Below are 24,163 nucleotides of genomic sequence, written 5' to 3' on the forward strand. Positions count from 1 at the left end.
GCGCCGTGCTTAGATTCGGGACGATGATCCTCCAGTGCCCAGAGTGCCAGACCCGCTATCTCGTTCCCGACAGTGCGATCGGCAGCGACGGCCGCACCGTGCGTTGCGCCAATTGCAAGCATAGCTGGTTCCAGGAACCCGCGCCGCTGGACCTGTCGGACGACATCGCGCCACCGCTACCCGCGCCACCCCCTCCCGCGCCGCTCCCCCCGGTCGCGACCGAGGTCCCGCCTTCCTTCGTCGAGACGACACGCCCGCCAGTTTCGGACCCGATCGCCGAGCCGGCCGACGCCTACGCCCCGCGCGCGCCGTTTCGCGCGCGCGCCAATCCGGTCCGCCGCTGGACCGCCGCGGCGCTGGTCGCGGGGGCGCTGATGCTGGCCGCCGTCGCGGCGATCACCTGGCTGGGCGCGCCGAATATCGGCTCGTGGCTGGGCCTCGCGCCGGCAGAAAGCGCGTTGCGACTGAAGGACAACCCGATCGAGCGACGTGAGCTCGAGAACGGCTCCGAACTCTTCGCCGTGTCGGGGCAGGTCACCAACCCCTCTGCCACGCGCCAGCGCGTGCCCGACATCCGCGCCGAGCTTCGCGATGCGCAGGGCCGGATGGTCTACAGCTGGACGATCACGCCGCAGCAACGCACGCTGCCGCCCGGCGGCGCGGTCGATTTCAACTCCGCGAAGCTTGACGTGCCCGCCAATTCCAAGCGCCTCGAACTGAGCTTCGTCGGCGACACTGCGTCCTAGGCGGGTTGCGAGCGACGGGACGCTGCGCTAACGCCCCGCTCCTACCGGCCGGAACCTTCGAGGGAACCGGCAAGCGACGTGCGGCCGTGGCGGAATTGGTAGACGCGCAGCCTTGAGGTGGCTGTGTCCGAAAGGACGTGGAAGTTCGAGTCTTCTCGGCCGCACCAGTCCCGGTCAAAACTGGGCAATGTCCCGTTTGAGACGGGCTTATCGCTGACGAGCAGGTGCTCGATTGCCGATCGTGTGCCGGTGATGTGAACCTCGCGGCTCGACACCCGCACCTGCTCGACGAGGAGCGACACGCGTTCGTTCAGCCACTTCGCGATTGCGCGCACGCCCATCTGCCCCCGCGCCGCAGCCGGTAATCGAGAGGTCGTACATGAGACGGACCACCGCTGCCTCATCACCGTCCAATTCGAGTTTCTTCTTGTGCTTGTTGCCTCGGATCTACGCGATGCGCTGATTGCCCAAAAGGTCGCCCGCTGCGCATTCGACCGACCCGCCAACCAGCTGATCCGGACCATCCTCAGTCTGCGCTAAGTCGGCGGGCCGATGCGGGTCGCAGCGCAATGTAACGCGCCGTCAATCGGAGCGCGAATCATGCACTCGTGTAAAACGCTGTTTCTCGTCGCCGTAGTGGGATCGAGCGCGGCGCAAGCTAGCGGCGCCTATGCGGTCGTCGTCGGCAACGCCGACAACGAAGCCGTGACGATGCTGCGCCCTGCGGTGCCGCTGACCGCCGCAGTCGTGACCGCCGAGCAGACTGCGGGCAGCTACGCGACCCACGCCGAGTATGAGAAGACCGCCGGCGGCTGGGCGTATGACGTAGATGTCGTCAACGGCAGCGAGACGTTCGACGTCCGCGTCGACGCGACTTCCGGCCAGGCGCTCTTATCCACGGAGGACGTCATCGACGGCGACCGCGATGAGGATGGCGAGCACGGCGAAGACAAGGCCGACTGATCGCGCACGGTCCCATCAGGAGTATTGTCATGAACCCACTCACCGACGCGTCGTTGCACACCATGTTGAACAAGGTGCCGGAAGTCACCTTGGTCTTCTGGCTGATCAAGATGCTGTCGACCACCGTCGGCGAGACGGGAGCCGATTTCCTGATCTTCAACCTCGGCTACGGCATGACCCTTACCTCCGTCGTCATGGGTGCGCTGCTCGTCGCCACGCTCGCGTGGCAGATGGGGCTGCGGCGCTACGTGCCCGAGCCCTATTGGCTGACGGTGGTGCTCGTCAGCATTTTCGGCACTTTGGTCACGGACAATCTCACCGACCAGTTCGGGGTGCCGCTTGCGGTGTCGACCGGGGCTTTCGCGGTTGGGCTGATCGTGGTGTTCGCGCTGTGGCATCGGGCCGAGGGCACGCTGTCGATCGCAGAGATCGACAACCGCCCGCGCGAGGCTTTCTATTGGCTGGCGATCCTCATCACGTTCGCGCTTGGCACCGCGGCCGGCGACTGGGTGGGCGAGGGACTGGGCCTGGGCTATAGCTGGTCGGCCGTGTTGTTCGGCGGGATGATCGCCGTCGTGGCGGCTGCGCGCTTCCTGTTCAACGCCAGCGCGGTGGCGACCTTCTGGATTGCCTATGTCCTGACCCGGCCGCTGGGCGCATCGTGCGGCGACCTGCTCGCGCAATCACCTAGCAACGGCGGGCTGGGGCTGGGCACCACCGATACCAGCATCATCTTTCTTGTCGTGATCGTCGGGCTGGTGATCTACCTGCGCACGGCCATGGCGCGTCCGGCCGTCGCCTGAGCGTGACCGGGTCGGAGGGACGTCGAACATGCGTGTCTTGCTGGTCGAGGACGACCGAATGGTCGGCGAGACGATGAGCCTCGCGCTCCAGGACGCCGCCTGCGCGGCCGACTGGGTGCGCGATGGTGCCACGGCGATCATCGCTGCCCGCGACCAGCATTACGACCTGGTGCTGCTCGACCTCGGCCTGCCCGAACGCGACGGGATCGAGGTGCTTCGCACGATCCGGTCGAGCAACGACGCGGTGCCCGTGTTGATCGTCACCGCCCGGGATGCGGTGGAAGACCGGATCGCCGGGCTCGACGGTGGTGCCGATGATTACATCGTCAAACCTTTCGAAATGGGCGAGCTGCTCGCGCGGATGCGCGCGGTATCGCGACGCAAGGGCGGGCGGGCTGCGCCGCTCCTCACCAACGGCCGGCTGGCTCTCGATCCCGCGACGCGCGAGGCGCGCGTCGATGACGCCGAGCCGGTTCGGCTCTCCGCGCGCGAATTCTCGCTGTTGCAAGCCTTGTTGCTTCGACCGGGAGCGATCCTGTCGCGATCCGAGCTCGAGGATCGCATCTATGGGTGGGGCGAGGAAGTTGAGAGCAATGCCGTCGAATTCCTGATCCACGCGCTGCGTCGAAAATTGGGCCAGACGACGATCCGCAACGTCAGGGGGGCGGGATGGCTGGTCGATCGGGAGGGCTGATGTCGCAGTCGTTGCAGTTCCGGTTGTCGCTGTGGCTGCTGCTGACCATCGTCGTGGCCGGGTCGGCGGCAGCGGTGTTCTCCTATTGCTCCGCCTACGCCGAAGCGATCGAGCTGCAGGACGACCAGCTGCGCGAGGCGGCGGCGCTGGCCGGACAATTGAGCCCGTCTGCCGCCGACGCGGCGCGGATCGCATCCGCCAACGACCATGAAGCGCGGATCGTGGTCGGGCGAGTCGGTGGGCAGGGCGCCCTGCCGCCGGAGTTGCGCGGTTTGCCTGCCGTGCTGACCCCGGGGTTCCACACCGAACGGGCCGGTGCCCGCGAATGGCGGGTGTTCGTCACCGATCCCGACCAAATGCTGGTCGCGCAGTCGACTGCCCTGCGCGACGACGTGGCACAGGACGGCGCGGAGCGTGCGCTGCTGCCGTTCGCCGTTGTGCTGCCGCTGCTGTTGCTGGTGGTGACGGTCATCGTAAGGCGGATGCTCGCTCCGTTGCGCGCGCTGGCGGCGGCGGTCGACGCTCGGAAGGACGACGATCTGAGCGCCATCGGCGATGCCGGGCTGCCGATCGAACTCCGGCCGCTGGTTGGCGCAACCAACCGCCTGCTCGACCGCATCGGCCAGGCGATGGCGGCGCAGCAGCGCTTCATCGCCGACGCCGCGCACGAACTCAGGACCCCGTTGGCGGCGCTGATCCTGCAAGCCGAGCGGCTGGACGGTGCCGATCTGTCAACCGATGCGCGCGACCGGCTTGGGCTGCTGCGACGTGGGCTGGCGCGCAGCCGCTCCCTGCTCGAGCAATTGCTGGCGCTTGCCCGCGCACAGCAGGCCGCGGTCAACCCGGCGGCGGCGACCCCGCTCGGGCCGGTGCTGCGCGCAGTGATCGCCGAGCAGATGCCGCTCGCCGTCCGCAAGCGGATCGACCTGGGGGTGATCGGCGAGCCCGACGTGACGGTCGCCATGGGCGAGCTCGACGTATCGATCCTCCTGCGCAATCTGGTCGAGAATGCGCTTCGCTACACCCCCGAGGCTGGCCGGGTCGACGTCGTCGTCGGGCGCGCCGGGCACCGCGCGACGATCGCGGTGCGTGATACCGGCCCTGGCATTCCGGTCGAGGAGCGCGAGCGGGTGTTCCAACCGTTCCATCGGCTCGCCGCCGACGATCAGGGGTCGGGGCTGGGACTGGCAATCGTCCGCGCGATAGCCGAGCGGAATGGCGCGACGGTCACCATCGGCGATGCGCAGCCCGGCGCCAGCATCTCGATTACACTTCCCGACACCAACGAAGGACCCGCATGACCGCCTGGATCCAGAACCTCGTCGCGCAACTCGGCTATGTCGGCATCGCGCTGCTGATGTTCGCCGAGACCGTGTTCCCCCCGCTTCCCTCTGAGGTGATCATGCCGCTGGCCGGGATGCAGGCGGGGGCGGGACGCTTCTCGCTGGCCGGGACGATCGCCGCTGGGGTGACCGGAGCGATGATCGGCAATTTGGCCTGGTATGCGCTGGCCCGTGCGATCGGAGTCGAGCGCATGCGCACCCTGGTCGATCTGCATGGCCGCTGGTTGACGCTGGACTGGGACGAAGTCGAGCGGGGTCGCTCCCTGTTTGCCAAGAGTGGCGCGACATTCGTCTGCCTCGGCCGGCTGGTGCCCACGATCAGGTCGATCGTGTCCATACCCGCCGGACTGCTGGCGTTGCCGTTGCTGCCCTTCCTGTTGTGGTCGCTAATTGGCACGACCGTGTGGACCGGGTTGCTCGCTGGCGCCGGTACGTTGCTGGGCGGGCGCCATGGTGCGGTCGCCGATGTGGTCGGGCCGGTCTCGACTGCGATCGTTGTCGCGATTGTGGGCTGGTATGGCTGGCGGGTCGCGACCTGGCACCGGCGCAAAGGATCCCGTGATGAATAGCATGCGCATCAGCTTGCTCCATCGCCCCGCCGCTGCGCTAGCCGTGGCCGCTGGGCTGCTAGCAGCAGCGGTGCTGTTCCTGCTGATGCTGGGGTCGGAGATCGCCGAGCGGGAGACCGAAATCTTCGACCGCGCAGTGTTGCAGTGGCTGCGCGACATGTTCGGTAGCTACTCCGGGCTGAAGCGCGTGATGCTGGACATTACCGCGCTGGGCGACACCATCGTCCTGACATTCACCGTGCTCGCGGTGACCGGTTTCCTGCTGACGCTGCGGCGCTACCGGTTGGCCGGCATACTGATCGTCCAGGCGGCGGTGGGCACCTCGTTGGCGTCGCTGGCCAAGCTCTGGTTCGCGCGCGCCCGCCCCTCGATCATCGAGCACTGGGCCGAGGTAAGCAGCGCGAGTTTTCCCAGCGGCCACGCCGCCAATTCCGCAGTGGTGTATTTCGCACTTGCGATCCTGGCGGGCCGCGCCGTCCCCACGGCCGCGGGGCGCTGTTACCTGCTCGGCATCGCGGCGGCCTTGGTCGCGGCGATCGGGGTATCGCGCATGTATCTGGGTGTTCACTGGCCCACCGACGTGATTGCCGGCTGGGCATTGGGTGGCAGCTGGGCGATCTTTGGCTGGGTCGTGACAGAGCGCCTGGCGCCCCGCGTCAGTTCCGATAGATTTGTATCAAGAAACCCAGCCTGATGTTAGATCAAGTTTGGTAGAAAGGGCCTTAGCATATCAAACTGGTAGCGGGGAGTTGAACTTCATTCCTAGCCATTCTTAGCTTGCTATTCAGGTTCATGACTGAGTCAGAAATTGGCTTGGACCGATGAACCACATCAATTCTTCCAGATGCTCGCTCTTGAAGACTTGCCATTGTTGCAGATCGCTATGCTCCGTGCAGCAACGCTTCGGATCAGCTCCGCCTTTCTCGCAGTTCACCTACGCCAGTCGGCCTACCCTGCGTCGACGCGATAGCAGTGGAGTGGGTCAGCGTAACGATGCGCGTTGCATGCAAAGCGGCATGTTCTTTTCGCTGCGATATTGAGTGTCGGTTCACTCCGTGCGCGCCTTGACAGTTTGGTGTCAGGGAAGAGCGCCTAAGCAACCATCAATCGCAATGGCGACGAGTGGTCAATGACGGGAGCGGGTGATGATCGGACGATTGGGGTGCCGAAGCGCGCTGATCTGCGGCGGTGTCGTCGCGGCTGTCACCATCGCTGCTCCGGCCGCAGCGCAGAGCCGTCCGGAAATCGGCGAGCTTCGGGCGCTACTTTTGGCCTTGAAGTCCGATCAGGAAAGATCGTCGAGCCGCATCGCCCAACTTCAGGGCGAGCAGGAGATCGCCGCCCGACGGATTGCTCAGCTTGAGGCTGCGCTGGCGACGCGAACGCCTTCCTCCAGTCCGATTGCAGCGGATCGGTTCGAACCCGGCGTCGCAGCAGCCGCAGCGATTAACCGGCCGGTTGACCTGGCGGCACACTCCACTTCCCAGGCGCCGGCCGCGGCAATCAACCCCGCCGGCGGCTCCGGTCCAGGCACGCCAGCAATGCAGGCGCAGGCCAAGCTCGCGCTGTCGGGCGACCTGCGGCTCAGGTACGAAAACAACTCCGGCGATACCGACGCGATCGATCGGAGCCGGCTGGTGATGCGAGGCCGGCTGCGCGCCGCCTACTCCGTCAACGACTGGCTGACGATCGGTGGCCAGCTTTCCACCGGCGATCCCAACGATCCCAACAGCACGGATATCACGCTGACAGGCTTTGACAGCGACCTGATGGTTAGCCTGGATCAGGCCTATGTTCGCGCCACCTTCGGCAACCTGACCCTGAACGGTGGCAAGTTCGTGCAACCCTTCGCACGAACGGAAATGGTTTGGGACGGCGATGTGGACATCCAGGGCGTAGCGGCGAGCTATCGTACGGATCTTGGCGGCGGATCTTCGGCGCGTGCGCACGGACTTTACATGATTGTCGACGAGGCGGCCGCTGCTTCGGACAGCTATATGGTCGGCGGTCAAGTTCAGCTCGATTGGCTTTTGGGTGATTTGCGCTTCGAGATCGCGGCCGGTTATTACGACTATACGTTGCGAAGCGTTGCGGGTGCGGACGCCGGGGACATCCGCACCAATCGATTCGCGTCAGGAGCGTACCTTTCTGATTTCGACCTGCTCGACGTTGTCGGCGGCGTCACTTACTCGGGCCTGGGACCGCAGTGGCCCGTCCGACTGGTCGCTGACTATGTTCACAACTTCGGTGCGACCACCGATCAGGACTCCGGCTTCGGCGTCGATCTGCTGCTGGGGCGCGGTGTGCAGCACAGGGACTGGCGCTTTGGGTACGGTTACGCCGAGACCGGCGTGGACGCGGTGCTGGCGGCCTTCAGCCACGACAACACCGACTTGGCGACCAATTATCGGCAGCACAGCATCTTCGGAGAGTATGTGGTGGCGCCTCGCGTGGTGCTGAACGCGACGCTATTTCATTACCGGCCCAAGTCGTCGCTGTTCACTCCGGCATTTCTGCCCGATGACTGGGTAAACCGGCTGCGGCTGAACTTGCTGGTGAACTTCTAGGCCATGCGGCGTGCGCCGGGCGACAGGTTGCTGACAGTTTTCCACGCTAGTCCCGTTGTAGAAAAAAGAAGCATCAAGAGAGGGTATAGCTGAAATGCGCATCAAATTACGTGCAGTGCTCGCCACCGCGCTCATCGGCGTCGTCGCCGCTCCCACCGTCGCTCAGGATATCCCGCGTGCGGCGTCTACCCCGCAGACGGCCAAGAACTGGCGCGGCCCGACCGGCAAGATCAAGGCGCAAGCCTTGGTCGACAAGCTGATCGCCGGCCACAAGGAGATCATGAGCATCACCATGCACGCTCAGCCTGACGGGTTGACCGGCGACGCATACACGATGATCGCGGGCTCGTTTCCCGATCGGATCGGCAACACGTCCTCGCCCGGCGACATCATCACCGCCAAGAAGGGCGTGACCCAGGTCGAGTCGAAATGGGGTACTCCAGATTACGGCAAGAAGGTCTCGATCGTGATCCCGCTGAAGGACAGTGCGGGCAAATACCTGCCGGTTGCGATGGTTATCGCCTTTCATCAGTCGCCGGCCACCCGCAAGAAGGATACCGACTTCATGCAGCCGGGGATCGCGATCCGTGATGGGCTCAGCAGGCAGATACCGAACCTCGCATCCCTCTACGCACCCGCCGGCTAAGCCTCGGTTCGGCTGATCGTTCGGGGCAGCGAGTCCCCAGGAGGTATATCGTGAAGAACCTGAAGCTGTTGGCGGCGCTCATCGGCGCCGCCGCCGTCCTGTTGCCTGCTGCAGCGGCCGAACCGCTCTACGTGCTTGAGAGCGCAACAGTCCTGCCCAGCTCCGATACCGACTGGGACTATATCAAGCTTGAGCCGCACGGCAGCCGGCTGTTCATCGCTCGTCGCAAGGACGGATTGAGCGTCTTCGACGTCGACCAAAAAAGGGTCACGGCGACGGTGGCGAACACTGATGGCGCCAACGGCCCGCTGCTGCTGCCGGCAATCGATCGCGGCTATGTGGTCAACACCGACGGCTCGATCACGGTGTTCGCGTTGAAGTCGCTCAAGGTGCTCAATCGGATCAAGCTCGCCAATGACGGCGGGCTCAACACCATCACCTACGATCCTTCCACCAAGCGGTTGCAGGCGGTGGTGGGGTCTCGGGCCGCCGAGTCGGCATGGTTCACCCTGGACGCGATGACCGGCAAGCTGCTGAGCAAGACCGTCTTTCCTTTCAAGAAGATGGACGAGCCCGCGCCTGACGGGAAGGGGGGGCTGTTCGCGCCCGCGCGGTACGACAAGCTGCTCCTGAAGCTTGATTCCAGGACGCTCAAGGAGATCGGTCGTTGGGAGATCAACTGCGAGCAGGTTGTTGCAGTAGAACATCGGGCTGACATCAACCGGCTGCTGATCGGCTGCAGGGGCGACAAGCCGGTCTTCCTGGCGCTCGACGCGACCACGGGCCGGCAGATCGCGTCGGTGCCGATCGGCAAGGGCATCGACGGCATGGTTCATGACGAAAAGCGCGGGCGGATCATCACATCCAACGGCGGCGATTCCAGCCTCACCGTCATCAAGCAGGACGGGCCGGACAGCTATCGGTTGCTCGGCAACATCCAGACCCGGCCGCAGGCACGCACGATGCAGATCGACGAGCGCAACGGCAAGCTGTACCTCGTCACCGCCGATGCGACCTTTCCGGCACCCGGCGTCGACGGCAAGCCCGCGCCGCCCTACTTCCATCCCAACAGCTTCACGGTGCTGACCTATAAGCCGATGTAGGGCGGAACCCCGGGCGACGGACGGTCAGTCGAGCGGTCGATATGGGCCGCGTGCGATGATCGCGCGGGCGGCCGCACTGCTTATGAAGACGGCGAAGTCGGCTGCGATCGGACGGGGCACGGGATCGGCATACGCCACGACCTCGCGCTCGAACGGATAGCCAGGCTGACCGGGCAAGCGTGGCTGCCCGTCGACCACGACGGGAAGCACGCGCGTGCCGGGGTATTTGGTGGCATCGCCAAGACCAAGCGCAGCCGGGTCGCGCGCAACTGCAGCCGCGATCTCGGCTCCGAAGCTGTCGCGTCCAAGATCAGGTGCGCGGACGTCGGTTCGCTCGCGGACTCGGCGCCAGTCGAGCTGGACGCGGCCGGCGAGCAACGACGCGCGCAGGTAGCGGCCGGTGCCGCCGTCCGACCATGGCATCACCACCACGACCGGCCGTTGCGCCAGCGGGCCGCCGGCGCCGAGTTCTGTCCAGCGCGGTGGGTCACCGTACGCCCGAAAGGCGACCGTAAGCTGTTCACGGGTTATCGCCCGGAGCGAATTGTCCACATGCACCCGCACCGCCAGCGCGGGCGAATGGCCCGGCGTTGCAACGCTGCCGCGAAACACCGGTGTCGCCACCGGCAGCTTGCGGTGGATCCACTCATAGGCTTTCAGCTCTTGATCATGGCCGCGCCGGCCGATGATCGCCAGTTCGGAACGACCGGTCGAAAAGCGTGCCATCGCCACGTCGCTGCCGACAGCGAGGATGGCGACACGCCGGCCCGGACGTGCCCGCTCATAGGCCGCGGCAAGCGCCCGCAGCGTCGGCGCGAGCTGGGCGCTGGTCGCCACCTCCAACACCGGTCCGCTGCGCGCGGGCGGCGCGATCTCGGCGCTGAGGGCGAGCGCCGCGATCGGCAGCATAAGGTAGCGGATCATTGCAGCTTCGCCCGTTCGCGCAGCAGCGTCGCGCGGTCGAGCGGTAGGTAGCCGCTGTCCTCGACCAACGCCGTCTGTCCCTCGCGGCTGAGGATGTAGCGCAGGAACTCGCGATCGGCGGGCGTCATGCCCTTCCCGGGTGCGCGATCGACGATTGCCGGGATGATCCGCACCAGGGGATATCGCCGCGCCATCAGCGTGGCATTGGTCGCCGGGACAAAACCACGCTTCGCGCTCCAGGCGAGCGGCAGCGCACGTACCATCGGATTGGCGAAGCGCACATTGGAGATGCCGATCCCGCCGGGGTCTTTGGCGAGCGCCTCCAGGATCAGCTGCCCGTGCTGGATGACCTGCCCGTTCGGCTGGGTGACCGGCATGTATTCGCGCGACGCCGGATTCCACCGGTGACTGTCGCAGAGCACGCGCTCGCGGAAGAACAGCGCGAAGTCGACATCGGTCTTCCAGACATAGGGCTGGATCGGACGTCGCGCCCACGCCCCCGTAAGGCCGAGCCCGTCCCAAGTGCGGATGTCGCCGGGACCGCAGCGATTGCCCGCTCCGAACACCCCTGCAAGCTGGCGGACCGTCAGCCCAGCTAGCGGATTGTCGCGATGGACGAAGACCATGTGCGCATAATCGAAGAAGTTCGTGTCGACGCTGCCGTTCGCTATCTCGACGATGGTCGGCGCATAGCCCTTCGCGCGGCGGAACATGCGCGCCGACGCCGGACTGATCTCTTCGCCCAAGATGGCGAGCGTACCCGCGCCACTGGCAAGCGCGCTGACCGCAGAGGCCGTTCCGTACATGCGGTAATCGAGCCGGACGTCGGGGTGATCGCGCTGGAACTCGGCGAACCACCGCCTGACGAGGGCGCCGACGAAATCGTGCCGCGGGCTGCCATGTCCCCAGACGCTGATCGTGCCGCGCACACTGGGGCCGGGCGTGTAGGACGGCAGCGAAGCCAGGGTGCGCGCGACGTAAGGGTCTATCGCCGGGCGGGGCGGCTCGCTGGCGGCCGCGCAAAGCAGGGCGACGGCAAGAACGAGGCGCTTCATCGCACGTCTTCCAGCTTGCCCAGCTGAGCCCGGGCGATATCCCGCGAGAGCGGCAGGTAGCCCGTCTCCGCCACCAGCATCTGCCCCTGTTCCGACAAGACAAAGCGCAGGAAGGCAAGCACGTGAGGGGCGAGCGGCGCGCCCGGCTTGCGCGCGAGGAAGGCGAAGGCGCGGCGGGCGAGCGGATATCGCCGAGCGGCCACGCTGTCCCGGGTCGGCGATACCGCCTCGCCGTCGCCGTCCGCCAGCGCAACGAGCTTGAGCCCGTCCACCGCCTGCGCCGGATTGGCGATCGCCAGCGCGAACCGGTCGCCCCGCGCGCCCTCGCCGATGCGGTCCGCAGCCTTGGCCACCGTGCCGTCGAGGCGGTGACGATCGCGATATTCGACGATCCGGTCCCAGCACATGCGCCGGTCGTTGCCGGTGACGCGCTTCTGGAGCCACGCGCCGGTCCGTGTCGCAAGGTCATAGCTGTGTATGCGGATGGGCCCGTGGCGCCATGATCCACCGGCGCCGAGCTGGCCCCAGGTCGTGATCGCGCGCGGCTGATCGCCACAGTCGAGGATGCGCGACAGCTGATCGAGGGTCAGTGATCGGATCGGATTGTCGCGCGCGACCAGAACTGCGATCGCGTCGGATTTGCCGGGCTCGCTGAGGCTGCCGGTCGCGATCTCGATCCGCGTAGCCGCATATTCCTTGGGCCGGGAGAAGCCGTTGTCATCGACGATGTCGTTCTCCCGCCCCAGCAGTGCGACATCGGCGACCCCGCCAGTCAGGCCATGGATGGCGCTGTCGGACCCCTTCATGTGGAATTCGATGCGCGCGTCAGGGTGCGCCTTGCGATACGCGGTCGCCCACGCCTCGGCGACCCCCAGCAGCGCGGGCGTGCCCCAGATGCGGATCGGTGCGACCGCAGGCTCCGCCCGCGTGGCCGACGCCAACAGCACAGCCGCGAGCGAGGCGATGATCGGTGCGGCCTTCATGCGAGCACCCTGCGCTGCCGCTCTGCCGCGGCAGGTGACAGTGGCAGATAACGGCCGTCGCGGTTGATCGCCTCCTGCCCCTCTCGGCTGAGGACGAATTGTAGGAATGCGCGCGCGCCGGGGTCGATGCGACCGTCCGGCCGCCGATCGATCACCGCCGGCAAGGTCCGCGCGAGCGGGTAGCGCTGTTCGATCAGGCTCGCCTGATCGACCGTGACGAAGGGCCCCGCCGGCGTGTGCGCAAGCGCCAGCGGTTTGACGTCGGGTCCCGCGTAGCGGATGTTGGACACGGCCAGGCCGCCAGAATCCTTGGCGAGCGCGTCCAGAATCTGTTGCCCGTGATCGTAGATCGTGCCGTCGGGATTGTTGATGTGGGCGAACTCGCGCAAGGCCGAGTTCCAGCGATGGCTGCCGAGCAGCACCGCGTTTTGCAGGTAGAAGCCGAAGCTGTCGTCGATCGCCCAGCTATACGGCACGATCGGCCGTTCGGCCCAGCGGCCGCGCAGGCCCAGTTCGCCCCAGCGGCGAATGATCCGGTCGCCGCGGCGGTGCTCGACGCCCAGAATCGCATCCAGTTCGACCAACGAGATGCGTGCCAGGGGATTGTCGCGATGGACGAAGATCATCTGCGCGAAATCGAAGTTGCGGATGTCGACGCTGCCGGTCATCAGCTCGACGCCGGTCGGCGGATAGCCCTTCACGCGTTCGAACGCGCGCGCGGCGTCCGGCAGGATCTCCTCGCCCAGCAAGGCGACGTCGCCGAGCCCGTTGTAGAGCGCCGGGATGCCCGACGAGGTCCCGTAGAGGTGAACGTCGAGCCGCGCCCGGGGATGGAAGCGCCGGAAACCCTCCTGCCACAGATCGACGAGATGGTGCATCCAGGGAAGCTTGCGGTTGCCATGGCCCCAGAGCCGGATCGGGCCGTCGAACCGCCTATCGGGGCGGTATGGCGGGAAAGTGGCCACCACGCGCACCGCGACGCTGCCAGGCGGCTGCGGCCGCGGATCGATACGCTGCACGGCCGGCGTCAGGCGCTGCGCCATCGCCGGCAGCCCCAGGCTGGTGACGACGCCGCCCAACACGGCGCGCCGAGTCGTCACCGCGCGTCCAGCTTGGCTAGCTGGTCGCGTGCCGCAGACGGTGTCAGGGGCAGATACTTGCCGTCGTCCTGCACCGCCGCCTGACCTTCCCGGCTAAGGACGTAGCGGAGGAACTCGCGCTTGAGCGGATCGACCGGCCTGCCCTTCTTCTTGCCCAGATAGTAGTAGACGTCGCGCAGCAGCGGATAGCTGCGATCCTGCACCGTGCGGATCGTGAGCGGCACGGGCGCAGCCCCATCCTTGGACAGCGCCAGCGCCTTGGTCTGGGGGGTCAGGAAAGGGATGCCGGTATAGGCGATGCCATAGCGGTCCTTCGACAGCGCGTCTGCGATCAACTCGCCGCCGGGGGTCAGCGACCCGTCGGCCTTCAGCCCTGCGGCGTTGGAGAAGGCGCGGATATTCTCGTTCCACTTGGACGAGCCCTTGATCACCCTTTTGTCGATCTCGTCGCCGAAATGATATTTCGCGTTGTAAGCGTAGATGGTGATCGGCTTGTTCGCCCATTCGCCTTTGAGGCCGAGCTGGCCCCACGTGCGGATGTTCTTCTCGGGGCCGCGCGCCCAGTCGGTTCGCCAGGTCAGCCCGTCCCAACCGCCGTCGCGCTGCGCGCCGAAGATGCCGTCGAGCTGTTCGAAGCTCAACTGGCTGAGCGGGTTGTCCTTGTGGACCAGGATCGCCAGCGCGAACGACCAGCCGCGCACGTCGTAGCTGCCGGTCGCCATGACGATCTCCAGCGGCTCGACCGTAGCAACGCCCACCTCGCCGCCCCCCGCGCCGCCTTCGCGCTCGAAACCCTTCAGCTCGTCCCACAAAGCCTGCCTGCCCATCGGCGCGAGATCGGCGACACCCGCGATCAGCCCCGGAAAGGCGACTGCCGAGGACGTAAGATTATCCTCGAATTTCACGTCCGGATGATGCTTGCGGAATCCGGCCTCCCAGATCTCCACCAGGCCCGAGTCCTTGATGTAGTTGTTGCCCCATTGGCGCAGCGTGCCTTTCATCGGCGGCGACGGCCGATACTCGGGGAGCCCCGACAGGTCGAACTGAGGCTGGTAGAACTTCTTGACCTTGCGCGCCTTGGTGCCGATCGCACGCGCCTTGGAGAGTGCGTCGGCATCTCGCGTCGATCCCGCCGGATTGTCCTGTGCGACCGCGGCGGGGCAGAGTGTGATCGCCACGGCGAGCGTGAAGCCGCTCCATGCTTTTAGGCAATTCATGCCGAAGTCTCCGGCTTTCGCCACTCTGCGGCAGCGACTTGTGCGGTTCGCGGCAACATCGTCACTGGCTTCAACCTCCCTCTCCCTGCGTGGCCGCACCCACGGCGTCGATAGCTCGTAGCTGGGCATGCGCGGCTTCGGCCGTGAGAGGCAGGTATTTACCGTCCTTCATGATCAACGCTTGACCCTCGCGACTAACGACGAAGCGCAGGTATTCGGCGATCAGCGGGTCCAGCTTCTCGCCGGGCTTGCGGTTGGCGTAGAAATACACTTCCCGCGTTAGTGGATATTGTCGTGCCTGGACGCTTTCCAGCGTCGGCATGACGTACGGCCCGGCGGCAGTCTTCGCCAGCGGCACGGTTTTTACATTCGGCTTGTCGGCGTAGAGCATCGCCGTGTACGTAATAGCGTACTTGTCCTTGCCCAGGTCGTCCATCATCTGATCGCCCGCGTTCCACAGCTTGCCATAGTCGCCGTCGCTCTCGCGAACTTTGTTGCTGTATTCGGTCAGCGTCTCGTTCCACTTGTACCCGCCGCCGAACACCTTTTCGGCGAAGTCGCGGGGAAAGTGGAAGTTCAGCGTGTAGGCGAGCACGCGAATCGGCTTGTTCGCCCATTCGCCGGTCAGCCCAAGCTCGCCCCAGGTGCGAATATTCTTCTCAGGGCCGCGCGCGACGCTTTCGTCCCAGCTGTTGAAGTGCCAGCCGCCGTCGCGCTGAGCCCCGAAGATTCCGTCAAGCTGCTCGATGGACAGCTTGGACACTGGATTGTCCTTGTGGACGAACGGCACCAAGGCGAACGACCAGCCCGACACATCAAACGATCCGGTCGCCATCATAATCTCGACCGGTAGCGTGCCCATCACCCGCTGATAGGCCTGCAACTCCTCCCAGCTTGGACGTCGACCCATCGGAGCCAACTCGGCCTGACCCGTGTAGAGCCCGGCCATACCGATAAAGGTGCTTTCCAACTTGTTTTGAAAGCGTACCTTGGGATGATACTTCTTGAACGCGTTCTCGAAATATCCCTCCAGGGGACTGTCGGCTAGGTAGTTCGACCCCCATTGCCGGATCAGGCCCTTCATCGGCTTGGATGGTCTGTATTCAGGCAGGCCAGACAGGTCGAATGCCTTGGTGTAGGCGCGGCGCAGGCCCTTGGTCTTCAGTGCGTCGGCGCGTGCCTTCTGCAGGTCGAGCGAGTTCATCGACCCCACCGGTGTCGTTTGCGCGTGCGCGACGGCAGATGTGGTCAGGGCGAGCGCGATCAGCATGGTACGGGTCATGGCGCGGGCTCCAGCTTAGCGAGTTGTGCCCTGACCACCGCGGCGGTCAGCGGAGTGTAGCGGCCCTCGCGCTGGATTTGCTCCTGGCCCTGCTGGCTGAGGATGAAACGCAGGAACTCCTCGACCTTGGGCTCCATCGGCCGGCCAGGCGGCTTGTCGGCGTAAAAGAAGATCTCGTTGATCAGCGGGTAGCTGCGGTCGCGGGTCGTCTCCAACGTCCGCTGAACGAAGGGCCCACCGTCGAAGCCCTGCACGGCGAGTTCCTTCAGCTTCGGACCCAGTGCTAGGGGCGAGGCGATGCAGATCGCCAGCGGGTCGCTCTCCGCGTAGGCAAGCACCTGCTTGCTCCACGAGTTGATCGTGTTCTCTGGCGTCGCGTAGTTGGCGAAAGCCTGATAGCCTTCCACCCACTGATCGCTGCCGCGAAGCACGCGATTCTGGAACACGCCCTGGATGTTTGCGCGCGGGCTTTGTCCACACGTATGGATCGGCTTGTTCGCCCATTCGCCCATCAGGCCCAGTTGGCCCCAGGTGCGGATGTTCTCCTCGGGTCCGCGCTTGAAGGGGTAGTCGTTGCGATAGGTGCTGCCGTCATAGCCGCCATTCCTCGCGCCTCCGAACACCCCGTCCAGCTGCTTCATGCTGATGCGGGTGATCGGATTGCTCTTGTGGACGAGGATGATGAACCCGGGCGACCAGCCATAAACGTCGTGCGAGCCGGTCGCTGCAGTGATCTCCGTGATCGGATATTTGAATACCTGTTCGAAGGTCAGGTGGTCCATCAGCGTCGCCGGCCGGCCGACGCCCAGGTCAGCGACCTTGCCCGCCACACCAGGCACCGCGATGCCGGCGGTAGGCAGATTATACTCGATGACGACGCCGGGCTGGTGCTTCCTGAACTCGGTGGCCCAATATCCGCCGAGCGGCCCATCCTTGAGGTAGTTGCTCCCCCAGATCCGAAGCGTGCCCGACACCTGCCGTCGGGGCTGGTAACGTGGCAGATCGCTCAGATCCCACTTCTTCGTGTAGCCGCCGAGTTCCGCGTTGCGCTTGCGGAAGTCGGTGACGTTGAGCGTCCAGATGCTACGCTTGGCGTTGGGGTTCTGGCTGGTCTGCGCGGGCGGCGGAGGCGTTTCTTGCGCCAGCACCGACGCGTTGAGAAGCAGGACGACGGACGTGAACAGCGTTTTCATGGACGATCTCCCGAGCTGGCAGTGACCTGGGGCACGATGCGGTCCAGTTTGGCCGCCTCGACGCGCGACACGGCGGCGGTGAGCGGCAGCCACTTCCCGTCTTGCTGGATGATCTCCTGCCCATCGCGGCTGAGCACGAAGCGGAGGAACTCGCGCACCCGGGGATCGAGCGGCTGCCCCGGCGCGGCATCGGCATAGGCATAGGTTTCGAGGTGCAAGGGATAGGTGCGATCTTGAACCGTTCCCAGCGTCGGCGCGACGAAAGGGCCGGTCGCGTCATGTGCTACCGGGACGATGCGCGCCCCCGCGACGCCGATGCCGGGCTCGGCAAAGGCGATGCCGCAGCCATCGCGCACCGCGGCCGCCACACGGTCGCGACCCGGCTGCGTGCGGGCCCCGGTGCTGTCGAGCGCGAGCGGTATCTCGCGCGCGGCGTCGTTCCACATGTTGCCGCCGACCAGCACCTTGCGTTCGAAGACCGACATGAGATGGTATTTGAGCGGCGGCACATACACCGTGATCGGCCGACTGGCGCAGCGCCCGGTCACCCCCAGCTGCCGCCAGAAACGGATGTTGGCGTCGGCGCTCCGCCCGGCCTGCCGCCGCCAGGTGGTCGATACCCAGCCGCCGCGCCGCGGCCCCCCGAAGATGCCGTCGAGCTGACGGATTGTCAGGCCTTTGAGCGGATTGTCGCGCGCGACGTAGATCGCGAAGGCCGGGCTCCAGCCGGGGACGTCGAACGACCCCGTCGCGACCTGGATCTCGCGCGGCGAGCGATCGTGCTTCAGCTGGAAGTCATAAAATTCGCCGGCGAAATAGCTGCTCCACTTGCGCCCGATCGACAGATCCACGGCACCGTCGATCAGGTCGCCATCTTTCAGATCGAAGCTGATGCCTGGATGCTGGCGGGTGAAGGCCGCAATCAGCGCCCTGCCGGCGGTCCCGGTTGTCAACTGACCGCTGGCCGGCATCCGAATAACGCCCGCGACCGGCCGCTCGGGCGTGTAGCGTGGCAGGCCCGAGAGATCGAAGCGCTGTGTGTAAAAGGCCTTCGACGCCGGCGTGCGACCCGTTTCATCGGGGCTGTCGCCGTCCCACTTCCTCGGCGCCAGCTGCGCCAGTTGAAGCCCCAACGCGTGGGGATCGACGCGCTCGCCGACGGCATCCAGCTTGCGTCGCATCTCGGCCGCGCGGGGCGCGGGCAGGGTAATCCACTTGCCGTCGCGCTGCACACCGTCCTGGCCGTCACGGCTGAGCATGAACTTCAGGAACGCCTTGACCAGCGGGGTCAGCCGCTTGCCCGGCGCCAGTCGCACCTGCGCCCATTGTTCGACGAATAGGGGATAAGATCGGTCGCGCAGCGATTGCAGGGAGATCGGCACGAACGGCCCGGCCGCGGTCGCGCCGAGCGGCACCGCGCGCACCCCCGGCCGGTTGGAACCCATGTCGGAAAAGGAGATGCCGTAGCGGTCCTTGGTCAGATCCTTGACCATCTCGACGGAGGAGGAATAGCGCGTGCCGTCGGCGTTGGCCTCGTGGCTGTATTCGCGCGTGTTCTCGTTCCACATGTCGCCGCCGTCGAAAACCTTCCGTTCGAAGCCGAGCTGGATGTTGTATTTGAGCGGACGGCCGTAGATCGCGATCGGTTTGTCTGCCCATTCTCCCGTCAAGCCAAGCTGACCCCAGGTACGGATGTTCTTCTCCGGCCCGCGAGCGGCGGACCGATCCCAGGTCGTGCCCTTCCAGCCGCCGGTACGCGCGCCTGCGAAGATGCCGTCGAGCTGGCTGACGCTTAGATGTGTTAGCGGGTTGTCCTGGTGAACGTAGATCACGAACCCGGGACTCCAGCCGGGCACGTCGTAACTGCCGGTTGCCCAATCGATCTCGAACAGCCGCTCGCCCGTGGCGAGTTCGTATTGCGATGCCGCGCGCAAGCGATCGGAGATGCGCGGACCGGTCTCGATGTCGACTGCTCCCGAGGCGATCGTGCCCTTGGGCAGGATCACCACCTTCACCTTGGGATGGAAGCCCTGAAAGGCCGCGACCCACTGATCCTTGATCAACCCATCGTGAAGGTAGAGCCCTGAGACGCGGATCGTCCCCGAAAGCTGTTCGGCAGGGCGATAGGCGGGCAGGTCTGCAAGTGGCTGCAGATCGGTGTAGAAGCGCTTGTGCTTGCGTGCGTCGGTCCGCGAATCATGTTCGCCACGGATGACGAGGTTCTCGCGCATGCCGTCGCCGAGCCGATCCAGGAGCTGTTGATAGGTCTCGCCGGTCGGGCGCTTGTCGTCCTGCGCGCCCGCCACGGCCGCACTCAGCAGTGCGACCGCGACGATCCCCATCCTGGTGTACCGGATCATGGTCGAGGCTCCGCTCAGTCGAGCTTCTTGCGCTGCTCGGCCAGATACTTGGCGTCGAGCGGATAGTAATAGCCGACCCTGGCGATGATTTCCTGCCCCTCGCGGCTCAGCACGAAGCGCATGAACTCGCGCACCTTGGGATCGAGCGGCTGACCCGGCGCCTTGTTGACGTAGAAGAAGCCGTCGCGATGCAGCGGATAGCTGCGGTTGGCGACGGTCTGCGGCGTCAGCGCGATCGCCGGTTCGCCCTTCTTCTCCGAAATGCGCAGCACCTTGAGATTGGGGAAGTTCTTGACGTGCATGAGGCCGGCGATGCCGATGCCGGTGGTATCCTTCGAGAGAACCTCCAGCGGCCGCCGCGAGTCAACCTGCAGACCGAAATCGTCGGACGTGGTCTGCTTCGCCTCCACATATTCCATGAAGTTGGAGTTCCACTTCTTGGACCACTTGAACCAGTTGCGCTCGAAATAGGTCGCGAAGCCAGGCGCCGAGTAGCCGTAGGTCTGGATTTCCTTGTTCGCCAACGCGCCTCGAACGCCGAGTTGGCCCCAACTACGAATGTTTGTCGACTTGGGGCGCGCGAATTCCGACGTGAAGCGGAAGTCGTTCTCAGCCGCTTTCCAGCCGCCCGACCGCTCGGACCCGAATACCCGCGTGAGTTCGTCCACCGATATCTCGTTGAGCGGATTGTCCTTGTTGACCACGATCGCCCAGGCCCACAGCGAGCCGCGCTTCTCATAGCCACCCGACGCGACCGAGATCTCGGTCGGCATATAACCGAATGTGTTCCAGAACGGCATCATGTCGGTGATCTTCGCATCGTCACCCATCGGTGCGACATCCGAAATGCCGGTGTACAGGCCCGCGATGCCGCCCTCGGACGATGACGCATTGCTCCAGCTGATGCGGATGTTGGGATGAAACGCCTGGAACCCCTTCATCAGGTACTCGACCGCGTTCTTCAGTTCGGAGCCGTACACACGCAGGGTGCCGGTGATCTTGGTGTCGGGTTTGTACCCCGGGAGATCGGGCAGCGACGGGGGCGGCAGTTCGGTGTAGCGCGCGATCGTCTCCGGCCCGGTGGTGCGCAGGCTTTCCTTGACCTTGTCGAGACGCGCGTAGCCCGCGTTGCTGCTGGTCAGATTGGCACGCAGCCCGGTCTTGACCTCCTCGGACCGCCGGAATGAGATCGGATCCCGATACTCCATCACCAGCCAGGTCTTGCCTTTCCCGTCGGCCTGGCGCGCCTGATACATCGAATGGCGCATCATGATCCGTGCGTTCGTCTGGCTCTCCATGAACGGTGCAATGTAGTTGGTGGCGAAATCCCGCGTTGCCGCGGCAGGTGCAGTCGGCTGGTACTCGTTGACCTTGAAGACCGAATAGTTGCTGTCGCGCGGGGTACGTTCGCCATGCGACAGCCGGTCGACACGCACCACCGTCACGGCGCCGAGCTTGGACTGGTTGGTACGGACCCACGCCTCATAGTCGGTTTCGGTCGGAAACTCGACTTGGACAAAGGTTGCAAAGCCAGGGTTGGCACGCTGTTCGGCGTCCAGCCACAGCACGTCCGACACCTCGCCGGACTGACGCCACGCCGACAATTTGTCGGCCAGGTCGGCCGGCGCTTGGGCGCCGGCTGGTACCGTGATGACGATGTTGGCGGGATCCGCCAGCGCGGGCGTGGCGGTGACAAGCGCGATGAACGACGCCAGCGGTGCGGCGGCGCGGAGGACAGATTTCGGCAGGAAGCGCATAACGGGTCCTTTGTTGAAAGATCAATCGAGCTTGGCGAGCTGCTCGCGACGCATTGCGGCAGGCAGCGGGAGGTAGTTTCCGTCGGCGACCAGCGTCTGACCTTCATCGCTCAATGCGAAACTTAGAAAGGCCTTCAGCTTCGGGTCGAGCGGAGCGCCTGGTTTGCGGTCAAAATAGATGTAGATGTTGCGCACCAGCGGATAGCTACGGTCGCGAAAGCTCGCCTGGGTCGGGACGACGGCCCTGCCGCCTCCGCGCGGCGCGACTGCCAGCAGCTTCAAGCCGGGAATCCCTTTCGCCTGACTCATCGTGGTCCAGCCGATGCCGTAAGGGTCCGTTGCTAGCTCGTTGCCCAGCATGTGCTTGGCGCCCAACGTCTGCCCGGCTTTGTCGATGGCGGCGATCTGCTTGCTGCCGGTCTCCACATAGCCCTTGTAGTTCGGGTTCCACTTGTCCGTGTTCGCAAGGACATGGAGCTGGAAGAAGCGTGTCGTGCCCGAAGGTCCGTGCCCATAGGTCTGGATCGGCGCGTCCTTCCACTTGCCTGTCAGGCCGAGCCTCCCCCAGCTGCGGATGTCCTTGTCGGCGCCTCGCGCGCCCGCGGGCGTCCAGACGAACCCGTCCAGTCCGCCATTGCGCGCCGCGCCAAAGACGCCATCAAGCTGATCGACCGAAATCTCGGTGAGCGGATTAGATTGGTGGACGAAGACCACCGGCCCGTTTGATCGCCCATCCACGTCGAAAGCCCCCGACGCGACCACCACGAACGACGCCGGGTAGCCGCGCGTCTCGTAGAAGCTCAGCGCTTCCACGATAGACGGCTCGCCCCCGTTCGGGCCTAGGTCGGCCTGATAGGTAACAAGGCCTGGGAACGCCGCATCACTGGTCGGCAGCGTGTCCTTGAAGGTCACCTGTGGAAAGCGGCGCTGGAACGCCTCCTCCCACTTCTTCAAGACGCCGCCGAGCGCAAAACCGTAGTTCCGAATCTCGCCGGCGATGGGTGCCGGAGCGCCGCCCTGCGCCGCCGCCGCGTTCGGCAGCGCGCAGATCAGCAGCGCAAGCGCGAACCGTTGCATCAGAATGTGAACCGCGTCGTCAGCGTCCCATAGCGCGGCGCGCCGGGCGAAATCTGGATCCGTGCCGTGGCACCCGTGTTCTCGATGTATCGCTTGTCGAAGATGTTCCCGACCTTGAGGTTCACCGAAAAGCCCTTGCCGGTATAATACAAACCGGCATCGACGATGGTGTAGGCCGGCAGCGGGATGATGCTGAGATCCGTGGCGGTGGTCGGCAGCACACCGGTCCGCTCACCGGTATAGATCACGCCCAGGCCAATCCCGATGCCGTTCGAGAAGTCGTAGCGCGTCCACATGTTGGCCGCGTTCTTGGCGACGTTCGGCAGCTGCCGGCCCTCCTGAAACTCCGAGCCGGGGCGGGCCTCCAGCACGAAGGCCTTGATGTGCGTGTAGCCGAGGATGACCTGCCAATTGTCGACCGGCGTCAGATTGCCCTCAATCTCAAAACCGTCCGACCTGCCGCGGCCGATCTGCGTCGCGCACGTGCCAAAGGTGCAGGCGTCGGTCGTGACCTGCCCACGCTGATCGATGCGATAGACCGCGGCGGTGAACGAGAGTCGATTGTCGAGCAGGTTCTCGGCCTTCACCCCGGCTTCGACCTGCGTACCGGTGATCGGCGTGAACACGCCGAGATTGCCGTTGAAGTCCTGCAATGCCGGGTCATTGGGCACGAAGGACTGGGCATAGCTGCCGTAGAAAGTGACTTTCTTTGACGGCTGGATGAGCACGCCCGCGCTTGGCAGAAAGCTGCGCTTGTCGGTACGCTTGAGCCGCGGCGAGTTGAGGCGGCGATTCGCCTCCACGTCGGCAGTCTCGCTGAAGTTTCGGCCGCCGAGGCTGACCTTCAACCATTCGGTCAATGTCAGCAGGTCGGAAACGTAGATGCCGTAGTTGCTCTGCCTGACATAGCGGTCGGTCAGCAGGATCGCTTGATTGGCAAGCTGCGGGTTGGTCGCGCCCAGGCTGTCGAATGCCGGCGTCGTTGTGTAGATCGGGTTGTACAGCCCGATATCGAGACAGGTGCCGTTTACCGGACACAGGCCCGTGGTGGCGTTGCGGTTGCTGGAGTTAAAGAACTTCAGCCGGTTCTCATTGACCAGGTCCTTGCCGAAGTTGAGCCCGACGAGCAGCTTGTGCCCGACCCCGAAAGTGTCGAAATTGCCGGAGAGGTTCGCGTCGACATAGTCGTATTGGCGCGCCGTCTGGAGATGGCGCGCGCGCCGCAGAACACGACGCTCGCCAGCCACAAGTGCATAGCCGGTGTTGCTGAATTCTTTCTGGTTGCTGTCGTACCGCACCCGACGATAGCCGATGTTGGCGCGCCAATCGGCACCGAACTGGTGCTGCAGGAACAGATTGACCGCCGATCCCGTTTCCGCACGGAAATCTGTCGGCTGCTGATACGTGGTGGTGATGTCCGCGATCTGGCTGGGGTCGAAGAACGTCACACCGCTGACGGTCACCTGCGGCGCGACCAGGAATTGGTCGAAATGCTCGCGCGTGTGACGATATTCATATTGCGCAGTCAGCGCCGTGTGCTCGCCGATATTCCAGGTCAGACTGGGCATGATAAATTCGGACTTGCTGAACGCGAAGTCGCGAAAGCCCTCCCGGCTACTGATCTCGCCAACGATCCGTCCTAGGATGGTGTCACCGACCAGCGAGCCGGTCACATCCACCGCGCCGGTGATAGAATTGCGATCGAAGTCGTCAACGAACCTGGAAACGAAGGTAGTGCCGCGCAGTTCGGCGACTGCGGCGAAGTTGCGCTTTGGCTTCTT

The 24,163-nt window shown here is 65.0% G+C and carries 21 protein-coding genes and 1 tRNA gene; 11 read left to right on the forward strand and 11 right to left on the reverse strand.

Annotation, left to right across the window (positions count from 1 at the left end):
• The first annotated feature begins 23 nt into the window (after nucleotides 1–23).
• The 11 genes from JWN21_RS01680 (at nucleotide 24) to JWN21_RS01730 (ending at nucleotide 9,434) form a co-directional block, all read left to right on the forward strand.
• On the forward strand, nucleotides 24–746 hold the full coding sequence (locus JWN21_RS01680) for an MJ0042-type zinc finger domain-containing protein (protein ID WP_299645667.1): 723 nt from the start codon (nucleotides 24–26) through the stop codon (nucleotides 744–746).
• Nucleotides 747–826: 80 nt separating this feature from the next.
• A tRNA-Leu gene (locus JWN21_RS01685) sits at nucleotides 827–913 on the forward strand.
• 433 nt (nucleotides 914–1,346) lie between these two features.
• Nucleotides 1,347–1,709 carry a PepSY domain-containing protein gene (locus tag JWN21_RS01690; RefSeq protein WP_299645668.1) on the forward strand — a complete coding sequence of 121 codons (363 nt, stop codon included), beginning with the start codon at nucleotides 1,347–1,349 and terminating at the stop codon, nucleotides 1,707–1,709.
• A 29-nt stretch (nucleotides 1,710–1,738) separates the two neighbouring features.
• The gene (locus JWN21_RS01695) at nucleotides 1,739–2,512 is read left to right on the forward strand and encodes a hypothetical protein (RefSeq protein ID WP_299645669.1); all 774 of its coding nucleotides are present in this window, start codon (nucleotides 1,739–1,741) and stop codon (nucleotides 2,510–2,512) included.
• Between the two features lie 28 nt (nucleotides 2,513–2,540).
• Nucleotides 2,541–3,206: a response regulator transcription factor gene (locus JWN21_RS01700; protein ID WP_299645670.1), complete on the forward strand. Its 666-nt coding sequence runs from the start codon at nucleotides 2,541–2,543 to the stop codon at nucleotides 3,204–3,206.
• Nucleotides 3,206–4,507 (forward strand): HAMP domain-containing sensor histidine kinase, encoded by a 1,302-nt coding sequence (locus tag JWN21_RS01705; RefSeq protein WP_299645671.1) that lies wholly within the window; start codon nucleotides 3,206–3,208, stop codon nucleotides 4,505–4,507. Before JWN21_RS01700 ends, JWN21_RS01705 begins: the two co-directional genes overlap by 1 nt.
• Nucleotides 4,504–5,118 carry a DedA family protein gene (locus JWN21_RS01710; protein WP_299645672.1) on the forward strand — a complete coding sequence of 205 codons (615 nt, stop codon included), beginning with the start codon at nucleotides 4,504–4,506 and terminating at the stop codon, nucleotides 5,116–5,118. Before JWN21_RS01705 ends, JWN21_RS01710 begins: the two co-directional genes overlap by 4 nt.
• On the forward strand, nucleotides 5,111–5,812 hold the full coding sequence (locus JWN21_RS01715; protein WP_299645673.1) for a phosphatase PAP2 family protein: 702 nt from the start codon (nucleotides 5,111–5,113) through the stop codon (nucleotides 5,810–5,812). The genes JWN21_RS01710 and JWN21_RS01715 overlap by 8 nt, the downstream gene beginning before the upstream one ends.
• 451 nt (nucleotides 5,813–6,263) lie before the next feature.
• Nucleotides 6,264–7,685, forward strand: a complete 1,422-nt coding sequence (locus JWN21_RS01720) for a putative porin (RefSeq protein ID WP_299645674.1) — start codon at nucleotides 6,264–6,266, stop codon at nucleotides 7,683–7,685.
• A 94-nt stretch (nucleotides 7,686–7,779) separates the two neighbouring features.
• Nucleotides 7,780–8,331, forward strand: a complete 552-nt coding sequence (locus JWN21_RS01725) for a hypothetical protein (protein ID WP_299645675.1) — start codon at nucleotides 7,780–7,782, stop codon at nucleotides 8,329–8,331.
• A 50-nt stretch (nucleotides 8,332–8,381) separates the two neighbouring features.
• The gene (locus JWN21_RS01730) at nucleotides 8,382–9,434 is read left to right on the forward strand and encodes a hypothetical protein (protein WP_299645676.1); all 1,053 of its coding nucleotides are present in this window, start codon (nucleotides 8,382–8,384) and stop codon (nucleotides 9,432–9,434) included.
• Nucleotides 9,435–9,458: 24 nt separating this feature from the next.
• Here the strand turns inward: JWN21_RS01730 and JWN21_RS01735 are convergent, their stop codons facing one another.
• From JWN21_RS01735 to JWN21_RS01785, 11 genes are all read right to left on the reverse strand, one after another.
• A complete protein-coding gene (locus JWN21_RS01735) occupies nucleotides 9,459–10,358 on the reverse strand; it encodes a substrate-binding domain-containing protein (RefSeq protein WP_299645677.1) in 900 nt (299 codons plus the stop codon).
• Nucleotides 10,355–11,413 (reverse strand): substrate-binding domain-containing protein, encoded by a 1,059-nt coding sequence (locus JWN21_RS01740; protein ID WP_299645678.1) that lies wholly within the window; start codon nucleotides 11,411–11,413, stop codon nucleotides 10,355–10,357. The genes JWN21_RS01735 and JWN21_RS01740 overlap by 4 nt, the downstream gene beginning before the upstream one ends.
• A complete protein-coding gene (locus tag JWN21_RS01745) occupies nucleotides 11,410–12,396 on the reverse strand; it encodes a substrate-binding domain-containing protein (RefSeq protein WP_299645679.1) in 987 nt (328 codons plus the stop codon). The genes JWN21_RS01740 and JWN21_RS01745 overlap by 4 nt, the downstream gene beginning before the upstream one ends.
• The gene (locus tag JWN21_RS01750) at nucleotides 12,393–13,496 is read right to left on the reverse strand and encodes a hypothetical protein (protein WP_299645680.1); all 1,104 of its coding nucleotides are present in this window, start codon (nucleotides 13,494–13,496) and stop codon (nucleotides 12,393–12,395) included. Before JWN21_RS01750 ends, JWN21_RS01745 begins: the two co-directional genes overlap by 4 nt.
• A complete protein-coding gene (locus JWN21_RS01755) occupies nucleotides 13,493–14,713 on the reverse strand; it encodes a substrate-binding domain-containing protein (protein WP_299645681.1) in 1,221 nt (406 codons plus the stop codon). The genes JWN21_RS01750 and JWN21_RS01755 overlap by 4 nt, the downstream gene beginning before the upstream one ends.
• Nucleotides 14,714–14,783: 70 nt before the next feature.
• Nucleotides 14,784–15,995, reverse strand: a complete 1,212-nt coding sequence (locus JWN21_RS01760; RefSeq protein ID WP_299645682.1) for a substrate-binding domain-containing protein — start codon at nucleotides 15,993–15,995, stop codon at nucleotides 14,784–14,786.
• Nucleotides 15,992–17,188, reverse strand: coding sequence for a substrate-binding domain-containing protein (locus JWN21_RS01765; RefSeq protein ID WP_299645683.1), 1,197 nt, complete (start codon nucleotides 17,186–17,188; stop codon nucleotides 15,992–15,994). The genes JWN21_RS01760 and JWN21_RS01765 overlap by 4 nt, the downstream gene beginning before the upstream one ends.
• Nucleotides 17,185–19,548: a substrate-binding domain-containing protein gene (locus JWN21_RS01770; protein ID WP_299645684.1), complete on the reverse strand. Its 2,364-nt coding sequence runs from the start codon at nucleotides 19,546–19,548 to the stop codon at nucleotides 17,185–17,187. Before JWN21_RS01770 ends, JWN21_RS01765 begins: the two co-directional genes overlap by 4 nt.
• A 14-nt stretch (nucleotides 19,549–19,562) precedes the next feature.
• A complete protein-coding gene (locus tag JWN21_RS01775; protein ID WP_299645685.1) occupies nucleotides 19,563–21,305 on the reverse strand; it encodes a substrate-binding domain-containing protein in 1,743 nt (580 codons plus the stop codon).
• A gap of 21 nt (nucleotides 21,306–21,326) precedes the next feature.
• The gene (locus JWN21_RS01780; protein WP_299645686.1) at nucleotides 21,327–22,382 is read right to left on the reverse strand and encodes a substrate-binding domain-containing protein; all 1,056 of its coding nucleotides are present in this window, start codon (nucleotides 22,380–22,382) and stop codon (nucleotides 21,327–21,329) included.
• On the reverse strand, nucleotides 22,382–24,163 hold a 1,782-nt coding region (locus JWN21_RS01785), incomplete at its 5' end, for a TonB-dependent siderophore receptor (protein ID WP_299645687.1). The genes JWN21_RS01785 and JWN21_RS01780, both read right to left, overlap by 1 nt.

It is taken from the genome of Sphingomonas bacterium, assembly GCF_028292945.1.
Classification (GTDB): domain Bacteria; phylum Pseudomonadota; class Alphaproteobacteria; order Sphingomonadales; family Sphingomonadaceae; genus Sphingomonas.